Here is a 12,373-nt window from a genome sequence, read left to right as displayed (position 1 = left end):
TACCCATGGGGTGGGCACGGCAGGACCCTAGGAGGATTCGAGTGCCGGAACCGTGCTGCGGCTCCGGGTGCCGAGGTGGTGGAAGAACAGGTTGAGCGTGACCGCGACGAGCGCGCCGGCGCTGATGCCGGAGCCGAGCACGGTCTGCGCCCAGGCCGGGAAGTCGGCGTAGAAGGTGGGCGCGGCCAGCGGGATGATGCCCGCGCCGAGCGCCACGGCGACCAGGATGATGTTGGAGCTGTCGTCCAGTCCGGCCTCGGACAGGGTGCGGATGCCGCTGACGGCGATGGAGCCGAAGAGGACGATGCCCGCGCCGCCGAGGACCGGCATGGGGACCAGGGAGACGACCGCGCCGAGGACCGGGAAGGCGCCGAGGACCAGCAGGGTGGCGCCGGCGACGGCGACGACGTAGCGGCTGCGGACCCGGGTCAGGGAGACGACGCCGACGTTCTGGGCGAAGGCGGAGGTGGGGAAGCCGCCGAAGACGGGGCCGAGCAGGGTGGCGAGGCCGTCGGTGCGCAGGCCGCGGGTGATGACCTTGGCGTCGGCGCGGCGGTCGCAGATCTCGCCGAGGGCGAGCATGCCGGCGCTGGACTCGGTCATCAGGACCAGCATCACGATGCACAGCGACAGGATGGCCGCGGGCTGGAACTCGGGAGCGCCGAAGGCGAAGGGCGTCGGCAGGGCAGCGACCGGGGCGGTCCTGAGGGCGCTGAAGTCGGCCATGCCGAAGGGGATGGCGGCCAGGGTGCCGATCAACAGGCCGAAGAGCAGGGCGACCTGCTTGAAGAAGCCGCGTCCGAAGCGCTGCATCACGAGGATGACGCCGAGGGTGAAGGCGGCGAGCGCGAGGTTGCTCATCGCGCCGAAGTCGGCGGCGGTCTTGTCGCCGCCCTGGGCCCAGCCGACCGGGACCGGCATCAGGGTGACGCCGATCAGGGTGATGACGACGCCGGTCACCAGGGGCGGGAAGAACCTGAGCAGCCGCCCGAAGAAGGGGCCGACGGCGAGGCAGAAGACGCCCGCGACCATCACCGCGCCGTAGATCGCGGGGAGTTGGTCGCCCTTGTCGTTGGTCTCGGCGATCGCGAGGATCGGCGCGATGCCGGCCGACGAGGCGGCGTTGACGAAGGGCAGCCGGTTGCCGACGAAGCCCTTGACGCCGAGGGTCTGCAGGAGCGTCGCGACGCCGGCGATGAGCAGCGACGCGGCGATCAGCCGGGTGCGGGCCTCGAGGTCGAGTCCGCAGGCCTGGCCGATGATGAGCGGAGGAGTGACAACGCCCGCGTACATGGCGGCGATGTGCTGGAGTGCGGCGGGGACGAGCCGCGAGGGGTGGAGCTTCTCGTCCACCGGGTGCACGGACGTGACGGCGTCCTCGATGTGCTCCGGCGGGGTGGAACAGGAGCCTTTCGCCGGCTCCGTTGCAGGCTGTGCCATGGTGTTCCCTCCGGTGTGGCGCGCCGCCGGCCCGTGGAGGCCGGGCCGACGGCGTGCTTCCCGCGTCAGAGGTTGGTCATGTCGACCGGGATGAGTTGCTCGGCGCCGTCGCGCAGGATGGTGGCCTCGATCAGGCCGTACGGGCGGTCGGCGGCGTAGTACACGGCGCCGTCCTTGGCCTCGTTGTCGATCCCGAAGGGCGACAGGTCCGAGCGGAAGTGGTGCTTGTTGGGCATCGAGAAGCGGATCTCGTCGACCTCGTCGCGCGAGTTCAGCACCCGCACACCCATCTCGAAGAGGGTCTGCTGGAGCGAGTACGAGTAGGTCTCGGCGAACGCCTGGAGCGCGTGCTTGCGCACTCCGTTGTACGAGCGGTCCCAGGCCGGGGCGTGGGAGTCGATGCCGTCCCAGTTGTGCCGCCACCAGGTGGACACGGTGGTGGCGAGGATGCGGTCGTAGTCCTCCTTCAGGGTGGTGTACTTGTCCTTCAGGTAGCCCCAGAACTCGGAGTTGGTCGTGTTCAGGACGGTCAGGTCCTTGAAGCCGGAGAGCACCTGGATGCCGTGGCCGTCGTAGGTGATCTGCGCGACGCGGGTCTCCTGGCCCTTGCGGACGAAGGAGTGGGCGATCTCGTCGGAGCCGACGAAGCGGGCGCCGGACTGCGAGGTCTCGATCCGCTCCCAGCCGTACTCCTCGATGCGGATGCGGGCCCGGGTGATGGACGCGGTGTTGTCCACGAAGTGGCGGGCGAGCTTGACGCCGAAGTCCTCGGCGCTCTCGATCCCGTGCTCCTTGGCGAAGGCGTACACCGTGTTCTTGGTGGTGTCGGTGGGCAGGACGTTCGCGTTCGAACCGCTGCGGTGGACCTCCTCCATGTCGCCGGACAGGGCGACGGAGACGTTCAGGTCCTTGATGTGGTGCGTGTCGCCGTCACGCGTGATCTTGACTACGCGGTTCTCTGCCTTGCCGTACTGGTTCTGTCCCAGGACGAAACGGGTCATGTGTCGGTCAGCTCCCTCGGTAAACGGAGTAGCCGAACGGGTTGAGCAGCAGCGGAACGTGGTAGTGCTCACCGGGCACCACCGCGAAGGTGATGGTGACCTCGGGGAAGAACACCGGCCGGCCGTTCTCGCTGTCCCGGAGCGCGGGGGCGTCCTGCTGGGCCGCGGCTTGTTTCTTGGCGAAGTACGTCTCGGTGTCGAAGTCGAGCCGTACGTGTGTGGTGCCCTCCGGCAGTGCCGGCAGGTCCTTGCACCGCCCGTCCGCGTCGGTCGCGGAGCCGCCGAGCGCCTGCCAGTCCGCCTCGGGTCCGCCGCGGGCGGAGAGGTGGACGGCGACGCCCTCGGCGGGGCGGCCGACGCTGGTGTCCAGGATGTGCGTGGACACGGAAGCGGTGGTCTCGGTGCTCATGCGATGTCCTCTTGCGGTGTGCAGCGACGTCGGTCGGCTTGCGGTGGGTCAGGCGGCGTCGAGCAGCCGGGCCAGCCGGATACGGTTGATCTTCCCCAGTTCGGTGCGGACGATCTCCCGTTCCTGCTCGGGCGAGTTGCCGATCCGTTCCTTGACGGCGTCCCGCATCTGCTCGCCGGTCCGGCCGGTGGCGCAGATGAGGAACACGTGGCCGAACTTCTCCTGGTAGGCCAGGTTCAGTTCGAGCATCTCCGCCTTGAGTTCCTCGGAGGCCCCGGCCATTCCCGCCTGTTCGCGGGAGGAGGTGGGGTCGCCGGGCTTGGGGCGGCCGATCGGCGGGTGCCCGGCCATCGCCTCCTCGAGGTCCGCCGCGGTCAGCTCGGCCATGGCGGCGTCGGACGCGGTGTAGAGGTCCTCGGGGGTGGCGAAGGGGCGGGCGCTGATCAGTTGCCGGGCCCACGCCGTGGAGGCACACGCCTCATGGAGTTCCGCGAGCGCCGCGGTCTCCTCGAGAGCGTTGAAACGGGCCAGGCCCGACGCGGAAGTGGACGTCACGGGAGCCTCCGTGGCCTTGTGCTGGACGGGCGTGCCGATAGCTAACGCCCTCGGAAACAACGCGTCAACACTTTGTTGAAAATTCGGGGTAACAAAAGCCGCCGCCCGGTTACGGGACGGCGGCGGGCCGTGTGGAGCTCCCGTGCGGGTCAGGAGTCCTTCTCGCGGTTGAGGTAGTTGTAGACGGTGAAACGGCTGACGCCGAGCGCGCTCGCGACGGTCTCCACGCCGTGCCGCACGGAGAAGGCGCCGCGCGCTTCCAGCGTACGGACGACCTCCTGCTTGGCCCTGCGGTCCAGTTCGGACAGCGGCCTGCCCTGCCGGCGTTCCATGGCGGCGAGGATGTGGTCGAGGGAGTCGGCGAGCTGGGGCAGGCGTACGGCGACGACGTCGGCGCCCTCCCAGGCGAGCACGACGTCGTCCCCACTCGCCTCGTCCGGCGGGAGCATCTCGCCGCCGATGGCGTCGACCAGGGGCTTCACGGCCGCGATGAAGGGCTCCTCGGCGGGGCCGGTCACCGCTCGCCCTCCTCGATCACGTTGACCTGGAGGGAGATCCGGGTGGCGCCGGCCTCCAGCGAGCGGCGCAGCAGCGCGTCCACGGCGTCGAGCACCGCGTCGGCGCCGCCCTCGGCGGTGTTGCCGAACGGGCCGACGTCGACCTCGTCCAGCTCCGCGGCCTCGACGACCTCCCGGGCGACGACCGCGTGGGCGGGCGCCTCGTCGAGATCGAAGGGCTCGGTCGTGAACTCCACTCTCAATCGCACCCGGTCAACCTAACGCGCGGTGCCCGTTTTCCGCCGCCCCCTCTTGACAAGCTCCGCCCGACTTCGGCAATCTTCCGTTAAGCAGAAACGAACTTCCGTAATACGGAAACACCCTCGCAACGGAAGGGAGCGCGGCACCCGATGGGATTCGCAGACCAGCGCTTCAACGTCAACCTGTCGATCCTCTTCACGGAACTCCCGCTCCTGGAGCGCCCCGCGGCCGCCGCCGCGGCCGGCTTCACCGCGGTCGAGCTGTGGTGGCCCTGGATCGACTCCCCCACCCCCGAGCAGTCCGAGCTCGACGCCCTGAAGAAGGCGATCGAGGACGCGGGCGTCCAGCTCACCGGGCTGAACTTCTACGCCGGCCGGCTGCCGGGCCCCGACCGGGGCGCCCTGTCGGTCCCCGGCGAGGAGTCGGACCGCTTCCGCGCCAACATCGACGTGGCCGCCGACTTCGCGCAGTCCCTGGGCTGCACGGCGCTCAACGCCCTGTACGGCAACCGCGTCGAGGGTGTGGACCCGGCCGAGCAGGACCGGCTCGCCCTGGAGAACCTGGTCCTCGCCGCCCGCGCGGCCGACCGGATCGGCGCGATCCTGCTGATCGAGGCGCTGAACAAGCCCGAGTCGCCGCTGTACCCGCTGGTGTCGGCGCCGGCCGCGATCGGGGTCGTCGACAAGGTCAACGAGGCGACGGGACTCGGCAACGCCAAGTTCCTCATGGACCTCTACCACCTGTCCATGAACGGCGAGGACCTCCCGCAGGTGATCGACGCGTACGCCGCGAAGACCGGCCACGTGCAGATCGCCGACAACCCCGGCCGCGGCGCCCCGGGCACGGGCTCGCTCCCGCTGGAGGAGCTGCTCGACCAGCTGAAGAAGGCCGGTTACGACGGCTGGGTCGGCCTGGAGTACAAGCCGGGCGACACCCCCAGCGCCGAGTCCTTCGCCTGGCTGCCGGCCGAGGCCCGCGCGGCCCGCTGAGCGCCACCCCGCAGGAACTTTCCAGAGTTTTCAGAGAGGCACCCATCATGAGCACGCTTCCCAAGATCGCCTGGATCGGCCTCGGCATCATGGGCTCCCCCATGTCCGAGAACCTGATCAAGGCGGGTTACCAGGTCACCGGCTACACGCTGGAGAAGGAGAAGCTGGACCGTCTGGCCGCCGCCGGCGGCACCGCGGCCGGCTCGATCGCCGAGGCCGTGCGCGACGCCGACGTCGTCATCACCATGGTGCCCGCGTCGCCGCAGGTCGAGGCCATCGCCTACGGCCCCGACGGCATCCTGGAGAACGCGAGGTCCGGCGCGCTGCTGATCGACATGTCCTCGATCACCCCGCAGACCTCCGTGGACCTCGCGAAGGCCGCCAAGGACAAGGGCGTCCGCGTCCTGGACGCCCCCGTCTCCGGCGGCGAGGCCGGCGCCATCGAGGCCGTCCTGTCCATCATGGTCGGCGGTGAGCAGGCCGACTTCGACGAGGCCAAGCCGATCCTGGAGGCCCTCGGCAAGACCATCGTGCTGTGCGGTCCGCACGGCTCGGGCCAGACCGTGAAGGCCGCCAACCAGCTCATCGTCGCCGTGAACATCCAGGCGTGCGCCGAGGCCGTGGTCTTCCTGGAGAAGTCGGGCGTGGACCTGAAGGCCGCCCTCGACGTCCTCAACGGCGGCCTGGCCGGCTCGACCGTGCTGACGCGGAAGAAGGACAACTTCCTGGCCCGCGACTTCAAGCCGGGCTTCCGCATCGACCTGCACCACAAGGACATGGGCATCGTCACCGACGCCGCCCGCAACGTCGGCGCCGCGCTGCCCGTCGGCGCCGTGGTCGCCCAGCTGGTCGCGTCCCTGCGCGCCCAGGGCGACGGCGGCCTGGACCACTCGGCCCTGCTGCGGGCCGTCGAGCGCCTCTCCGGCGCCCAGGTCTGACGCACCGCCCCGAGATCTCCGGGTGGCGCCGCCGCTGACACCTGTCCTGTCGCGCCCGAGCGGCGGCGCCCCCCGGAACCATGCTTCAACAAACTGTTGACGTGCTCAGCACCCCAAATCTAGGCTCCACGAAGCGGAAACAGCTTTCCGCTGACCCCTCGCACGGAAGGTCCCCGATGTCGCAGCGCGTGCTCACGACAGAGTCCGGCGCCCCGGTCGCCGACAACCAGAACTCCGCCTCCGCCGGCATCGGCGGCCCGCTCCTGATCCAGGACCAGCACCTGCTGGAGAAGCTCGCCCGCTTCAACCGCGAGCGCATCCCGGAGCGCGTCGTGCACGCCCGCGGCTCCGGCGCCTACGGCCACTTCGAGGTGACCGACGACGTCACCGGCTTCACGCACGCCGACTTCCTGAACACCGTCGGCAAGCGCACCGAGGTCTTCCTGCGCTTCTCCACCGTGGCCGACTCGCTCGGCGGCGCGGACGCGGTCCGCGACCCGCGCGGCTTCGCGGTGAAGTTCTACACCGAGGAGGGCAACTACGACCTCGTCGGCAACAACACCCCGGTGTTCTTCATCAAGGACCCCATCAAGTTCCCCGACTTCATCCACTCGCAGAAGCGCGACCCGTTCACGGGCCGTCAGGAGCCGGACAACGTCTGGGACTTCTGGGCGCACTCCCCCGAGGCCACGCACCAGGTGACCTGGCTGATGGGTGACCGCGGCATCCCGGCGTCGTACCGCCACATGAACGGCTACGGCTCGCACACCTACCAGTGGACGAACGCCAAGGGCGAGTCCTTCTTCGTCAAGTACCACTTCAAGACCGACCAGGGCATCCGCTGCCTGACCGCCGAAGAGGCCGCGAAGCTCGCGGGCGAGGACCCGACCTCGCACCAGACGGACCTGGTGCAGGCGATCGAGCGGGGCGTGCACCCGTCCTGGACGCTGTACGTGCAGCTGATGCCGGTGGCCGAGGCGGCCAACTACCGCTTCAACCCGTTCGACGTGACCAAGGTGTGGCCGCACAGCGACTACCCGCTGCGCCGCGTGGGCCGGCTGGTGCTGGACCGCAACCCGGACAACGTCTTCGCCGAGGTCGAGCAGGCCGCGTTCTCCCCGAACAACTTCGTTCCGGGCATCGGCCCCTCCCCCGACAAGATGCTCCAGGGCCGCCTGTTCGCCTACGCGGACGCGCACCGCTACCGCCTGGGCGTCAACCACACCCAGCTCGCGGTGAACGCCCCGAAGGCCGTGCCCGGCGGTGCGAACAACTACGGCCGCGACGGCTTCATGGCGTCCAACTCCCAGGGGCGCGCCGCCAAGAACTACGAGCCGAACTCGTACGACGGCCCGGTCGAGACCGGTCGCCCGCTGGCCGCGCCGCTCCCGGTCTCCGGCCACACCGGCACCCACGAGGCGCCGCTGCACACCAAGGACGACGACTTCTTCCAGGCCGGTGAGCTCTACCGCCTGATGTCCGAGGACGAGAAGAAGCGCCTGATCGCCAACATCGCCGGCGGCCTGTCCCAGGTCTCCCGCGAGGACGTCGTCCAGAAGAACCTCGCGCACTTCCACGCCGCCGACACGGAGTACGGCAAGCGCGTGGAGGAGGCGGTCCGCGCCCTGCGCGAGGACTGATCCACCAGCTCGCCCACGGGACTCGACGGGGAGGTCGAGGCCGTGTGCGCGGCCCGCGCAGGCACCGGAACGGCCCGGATGAGGGGTGGCCGCCCGGTGCCGGCGCGGGCAGGGCGAGGACCGCGGCGGCCTGCGAGCCAGTGCGGTGGTCAAGGGCCCGGGGCTTCTCCTACGACCTGAGGGGAGGAGTCACCGGTCCCGTCGTGAACCGCCGCGGTCCCAGCCCCTCCGCCTCCGGCGACCCGACGAGCCGAGAGGCCCGCGGACGCCGAGAGGCCCACAGACTCCGTCCGGCGGCGCGAACGACCTGTCGCGCCCAGCCTCGCGCCGTCGGACGGGAACCACCCGGGCAATCCCTCCCCACCAAAACCCTCACCGGGCCGAGAGGCGCCGGATGCGGACGGTCCCGCATCCGGCGCCTCTTCGTGTCCGGCGCTCGCGCGCCCGGCCCCGTCCCGCCACGTGTACCGGTACGGGCCGGGGGTGCGGTCCCCCCGCGGCCGCAGCACCCTGGAGTCATGGCACATCCACCGGAGCATCCCCGCATCGTGGTCCGTCCCCCGGCCCTGGACGGCTCCCGCCGGGTCACCTCGGGCGAGGAGACGCTCGGGGTCGCCTCGCACCTCGACGACGTCGCCGAGATCCTGCGGCTGGCCGACCTGTACGTGACCGACGTCGCCACCAGTGACCTCGTCGAGTGGCAGGGCGGCGGCCCGGACGACTGGCCGGGGCTGCACGAACACCACGAGCACCACGAGCACCACGAGGGCTGAACGCGCGTACGGATCCCTCACGTCCTCCTCCGAGAACGCCCGCCGCGTGCTTGAACCGCCCCGCGGCGGGCACATCCCCGGGCACACGTGGGGGTGAGGCCATGGACAGTGCCGCGGACATCGGATGGGAGCCGCACGAGATCGCGCTGCTGGGCGGCGGGCCGCCGGCCGCCGTCACGGTGGCCGTGGTCGCCCTGCACCTGAAAGGCGCCGTCGAGACCGGCCCCCGCCGGACGCTGTGCGCCACGGGGCCGGAGCCGGAGGGGCTGGGGCCGTTCGAGGGGACCGTCCTCGACTGTCTGCGCGAGCCGCTCACCGCTCGCGAACTGGTCCGGCACCCGGACGTGCGCCTCGCGCTGGCCCTGAGCCGCATCCCGCTCGCGGAGGAGGGACTGCTGCGCTATCCCACACTGAGGCCGACCCGGAGCGCCCGCCGCCGCGTGGCGTTCTGGCGGGAGCGGCATCCGCTGCCGCCGGCCAGGCACGGGCTGACGGACGACGGCACACTGCTCGCGGTCGCCCTGCACGGGGATGCCGCCCTGCGCCTGCTCCTGCCGCGCTTCGCGCTGCGGGCCGGGCTGACGGCCCGGGACGCCCGGGGCGCCCCGGCCGGGGCCGTGCGCTTCTCCCTGGGCCGGCGCAGGTTCCTCAGGTGGCGCGACGAGTACGATGAATCGGTCTCGGGCGACTGGGGTGCGGGCCACGGGGAGCACACGGGCGGCTGCGGTTCAGGGGGCGGGGACTGAGCGGCCCCGGACATGCGCGAGGGCGGCCCGTCCGGGAGACGGGCCGCCCTCGAAGACCGTACGGGTCGTGCGGGTCAGACCTTCAGCGGGCGGATCGCGGTCGGGGCGTGGCCCGGCTCGGTCGCCAGTTCCTCGAACTCCACGACGTTGCCGATGTCGTTGGTGCCCGACATGGAGATGTTGGTGACGCGCTCCAGGATCGCCTCGACGATCACCGGCACCTGGTGCTCGGCGGCGAGCTTCTTGGCCTGCTCCAGGGCGGCGCCCAGCTCGTTCGGGTCGGTCACCCGGATCGCCTTGCAGCCCAGGCCCTCGGCGACCTTGACGTGGTCGACGCCGTAGACGCCCAGCTCGGGCGAGTTGATGTTCTCGAACTCCAGCTTGACCTGGAAGTCCATGTCGAACCCGCGCTGCGCCTGACGGATCAGGCCCAGGTAGGAGTTGTTCACCAGGACGTGGACGTAGGGGATCTTGTGCTGCGCGCCGACGGCCAGTTCCTCGATCATGAACTGGAAGTCGTAGTCGCCGGAGAGCGCCACGACCTGCGCCTCGGGGTCGGCCTTGGCGACGCCGAGCGCGGCCGGGACGGTCCAGCCGAGGGGGCCGGCCTGGCCGCAGTTGATCCAGTGCCGCGGCCGGTAGACGTGCAGCATCTGGGCGCCGGCGATCTGCGAGAGGCCGATGGTGGAGACGTACCGGGTCTCCGGGCCGAAGGCCTTGTTCATCTCCTCGTAGACGCGCTGCGGCTTGATCGGGATGTCGTCGAAGTGCGTACGGCGCTGGAGGGTGGCCCTGCGCTCCTGCGCGGAGGCGGCCCACGCGGAGCGGTCGGGCAGCTTCCCGGCCGCCTTCAGCTCCTTCGCGACCTCGACGAACAGCTCCAGCGCGGCCTTGGCGTCGGAGGCGATGCCGTAGTCCGGGGCGAAGATCTTGCCGATCTGGGTGGGCTCGACGTCGACGTGGACGAACGTGCGTCCGGCGGTGTAGACGTCCAGCTTGCCGGTGTGGCGGTTGGCCCAGCGGTTGCCGATGCCGAGGACGAAGTCCGACTCCAGGAAGGTCGCGTTGCCGTAGCGGTGCGAGGTCTGCAGGCCGACCATGCCGGCGTTCAGCTCGTGGTCGTCGGGCAGGATGCCCCAGCCCATCAGGGTCGGCACGACCGGGGTGCCGGTCAGCTCGGCGAACTCCACGAGGAGGTCGGCGGCGTCGGCGTTGATGACACCGCCGCCGGCCACGATCAGGGGGCGTTCGGCGGCGTTGAGCATGCCGATCGCCTTCTCGATCTGGGCGCGGGACGCGGCCGGCTTGTAGACCGGGAGCGGCTCGTAGGTGTCGGGGTCGAACTCGATCTCCGTCATCTGGACGTCGATCGGCAGGTCGATCAGGACGGGGCCGGGCCGGCCGGAGCGCATCAGGTGGAACGCCTGCTGGAAGACGCCGGGGACCTGCGCGGCCTCCAGGACGGTGACCGCCATCTTGGTCACCGGCTTGGCGATGGAGGCGATGTCGACGGCCTGGAAGTCCTCCTTGTGGATCACCGCGGTCGGCGCCTGGCCGGTGATGCACAGGATCGGGATCGAGTCGCCGATCGCCGAGTACAGGCCGGTGATCATGTCGGTGCCGGCCGGTCCCGAGGTACCGATGCAGACGCCGATGTTGCCGGCGTGGGTGCGGGTGTAGCCCTCGGCCATGTGCGAGGCGCCCTCGACGTGCCGGGCGAGGGTGTGGTTGACGCCTCCGGAGGCCTTGAGCGCCGCGTAGAAGGGGTTGATCGCCGCGCCCGGCACACCGAACGCGTCGGTGACGCCCTCGCGCTTGAGGATCTCAACTGCCGCTCGGGCAGCGGTCATACGAGCCATCGAGTACTCCTGCTCCGGCTGCCGGATTCGCACTCCCGTCGCGCCCCGCGGTGAGTCGTTCCGTAGCTTTTCCGTATAGCGAAATTTGCTTTCTACGATCTGGAAGTAATGTAAGTGGGCGGCCGGGGGCCGTCAAGAGACCGGGACCGCCGGGACACGGACAGGACCCGGAACCCGGACGGGACGAGAGCCGGAATCCGGACGGGACGAGAGCCGGGACACGGACCGGGCAAGACGCGGACAGGACGGGGCCGTCCGGAGGACGATGGGGGGCATGTCCGAGTCCCTCTCGGTGTGCTGCGCCGCCTGCGGGCGCCGGCACCGCTACACGGCACCGTCGTACCCGTGCGCGTGCGGCACGCCCGTCGCCCCGGCGCTGGACCCCCACGGGAGTCCGACGGTGGTCACCCACCGGGACTGGGACGAGGAGTGGATCGACGTGCGCTGCACGGCCTGCGGGACCGAGAACCAGTGGCCGCGCCCTGAACTGGGCTGCCCCTGCGGGGCGGTGCTGTGCGTACCGGTGGACCGGGCGGCGGGCCGTACCGGGCGGCCTCCCGGCTCACGGGTCCCGGCGCACCGGGCCGTCCCGATCCGCACGGCCCGCGACGCGGTCACCGCCGCCGTCCTGTACCTGCGGAGCCTCGGCCACCGGGACGTTCGCCGCGCCGACCGGCGGCCGCCGTCCGGGATCGGGCTGGCCGCGCCGGGGATCGTGGTCCGGGTGGACCCGGCGACGGACCCCGCCTCGGCGCGGGACGTGGAGTGCCTGTGGCTGACGGCCATGGCACAGTCCGCGCAGGGCCTCTACTTCTCCCTCGCCGGGTACACCGACGACGCCCGCGCCCGCGCCGGGCTCCTGGAACTCCCGCTGTTCGTCCTCGCCCCCTCGGGCACGGCCCGCCCCGTCAACGCACCGGCCGTGGCACTGGACGCCACGGCCGACTGAGGCTTCCCGCCGCTGGTGCCGCGGCAGGCGACGTTCGCCCGGTGAGGAGCGGCGTCCGGTGCGTGCTCTGGAGGTCCCTCGGCCGGAGGCTGGGGGAGTGCCGGCCGGAAGCCCTCGTACCGGACGTACGCGGGCTTCCGGCCGGTGCGGCGAGCGAGGGCACCCCCTCCGGGGGAGCGTGCCGGGCGTCGCGACGGGGCGAACGTCCCCTGCCGCGGCCCTAGTGTCCTGCGCCAGAGATCCGTCGGCAGATGCGGGCGAGGGAGTCGAGGATTTCCTCGGCGGTCTTGGTCCAGATGAACGGCTTGGGGTCTTC

13 protein-coding genes are annotated in these 12,373 nt (G+C 71.0%); 6 read left to right on the top strand and 7 right to left on the bottom strand.

The genetic code is table 11. The annotated features are described in order from the left end of the window. Positions 1–27: 27 nt before the first annotated feature. The 6 genes from ACIRFH_RS23615 to ACIRFH_RS23590 all read right to left on the bottom strand — a co-directional run bounded on the left by ACIRFH_RS23615 (position 28) and on the right by ACIRFH_RS23590 (position 4,171). Entirely contained in the window at positions 28–1,440 is a 1,413-nt protein-coding gene (locus tag ACIRFH_RS23615) for a nucleobase:cation symporter-2 family protein (RefSeq protein ID WP_403524134.1), read from the bottom strand. 65 nt (positions 1,441–1,505) lie between these two features. Next, complete coding sequence (pucL, locus tag ACIRFH_RS23610; protein ID WP_403524131.1) at positions 1,506–2,441, bottom strand: factor-independent urate hydroxylase; 936 nt, start codon at positions 2,439–2,441, stop codon at positions 1,506–1,508. A 7-nt stretch (positions 2,442–2,448) separates the two neighbouring features. Continuing rightward, positions 2,449–2,850 carry a hydroxyisourate hydrolase gene (uraH, locus tag ACIRFH_RS23605; RefSeq protein ID WP_403524128.1) on the bottom strand — a complete coding sequence of 134 codons (402 nt, stop codon included), beginning with the start codon at positions 2,848–2,850 and terminating at the stop codon, positions 2,449–2,451. Between the two features lie 48 nt (positions 2,851–2,898). Beyond that, positions 2,899–3,405 (bottom strand): 2-oxo-4-hydroxy-4-carboxy-5-ureidoimidazoline decarboxylase, encoded by a 507-nt coding sequence (gene uraD / locus ACIRFH_RS23600; protein ID WP_403524125.1) that lies wholly within the window; start codon positions 3,403–3,405, stop codon positions 2,899–2,901. A gap of 149 nt (positions 3,406–3,554) precedes the next feature. Then, the gene (locus ACIRFH_RS23595; RefSeq protein ID WP_403524122.1) at positions 3,555–3,923 is read right to left on the bottom strand and encodes a helix-turn-helix domain-containing protein; all 369 of its coding nucleotides are present in this window, start codon (positions 3,921–3,923) and stop codon (positions 3,555–3,557) included. Next, positions 3,920–4,171 carry a hypothetical protein gene (locus tag ACIRFH_RS23590; protein ID WP_403524119.1) on the bottom strand — a complete coding sequence of 84 codons (252 nt, stop codon included), beginning with the start codon at positions 4,169–4,171 and terminating at the stop codon, positions 3,920–3,922. The genes ACIRFH_RS23595 and ACIRFH_RS23590 overlap by 4 nt, the downstream gene beginning before the upstream one ends. Before the next feature lie 141 nt (positions 4,172–4,312). Between ACIRFH_RS23590 and ACIRFH_RS23585 the strand changes: the two genes are divergently transcribed. The 5 genes from ACIRFH_RS23585 (at position 4,313) to ACIRFH_RS23565 (ending at position 9,249) form a co-directional block, all read left to right on the top strand. Beyond that, positions 4,313–5,152: a TIM barrel protein gene (locus tag ACIRFH_RS23585; RefSeq protein ID WP_403524116.1), complete on the top strand. Its 840-nt coding sequence runs from the start codon at positions 4,313–4,315 to the stop codon at positions 5,150–5,152. A gap of 47 nt (positions 5,153–5,199) precedes the next feature. Continuing rightward, complete coding sequence (locus tag ACIRFH_RS23580; protein ID WP_403524113.1) at positions 5,200–6,090, top strand: 2-hydroxy-3-oxopropionate reductase; 891 nt, start codon at positions 5,200–5,202, stop codon at positions 6,088–6,090. A gap of 176 nt (positions 6,091–6,266) precedes the next feature. Further along, positions 6,267–7,730 carry a catalase gene (locus ACIRFH_RS23575; protein WP_403524110.1) on the top strand — a complete coding sequence of 488 codons (1,464 nt, stop codon included), beginning with the start codon at positions 6,267–6,269 and terminating at the stop codon, positions 7,728–7,730. A gap of 518 nt (positions 7,731–8,248) precedes the next feature. Further along, positions 8,249–8,503 carry a hypothetical protein gene (locus ACIRFH_RS23570; RefSeq protein WP_403524107.1) on the top strand — a complete coding sequence of 85 codons (255 nt, stop codon included), beginning with the start codon at positions 8,249–8,251 and terminating at the stop codon, positions 8,501–8,503. Positions 8,504–8,604: 101 nt separating this feature from the next. Beyond that, positions 8,605–9,249: a TIGR04222 domain-containing membrane protein gene (locus tag ACIRFH_RS23565; RefSeq protein ID WP_403524105.1), complete on the top strand. Its 645-nt coding sequence runs from the start codon at positions 8,605–8,607 to the stop codon at positions 9,247–9,249. Positions 9,250–9,323: 74 nt separating this feature from the next. On the opposite strand, the gene gcl is transcribed toward ACIRFH_RS23565, so the two are convergent. Further along, positions 9,324–11,108, bottom strand: a complete 1,785-nt coding sequence (gene gcl, locus ACIRFH_RS23560; protein ID WP_403524103.1) for a glyoxylate carboligase — start codon at positions 11,106–11,108, stop codon at positions 9,324–9,326. A 265-nt stretch (positions 11,109–11,373) separates the two neighbouring features. Here gcl and ACIRFH_RS23555 point away from each other — a divergent pair, with 265 nt between their 5' ends. Continuing rightward, on the top strand, positions 11,374–12,057 hold the full coding sequence (locus ACIRFH_RS23555) for a hypothetical protein (protein ID WP_403524100.1): 684 nt from the start codon (positions 11,374–11,376) through the stop codon (positions 12,055–12,057). Positions 12,058–12,373: the final 316 nt, after the last annotated feature.

The sequence above is a fragment of the Streptomyces sp. NPDC093586 genome (genome assembly GCF_044764905.1).
In the GTDB taxonomy this organism is placed as follows: domain Bacteria; phylum Actinomycetota; class Actinomycetes; order Streptomycetales; family Streptomycetaceae; genus Streptomyces.
Note: the sequence above shows the minus strand (reverse complement) of the source record. Positions and strands in the feature narration are given on the sequence as shown.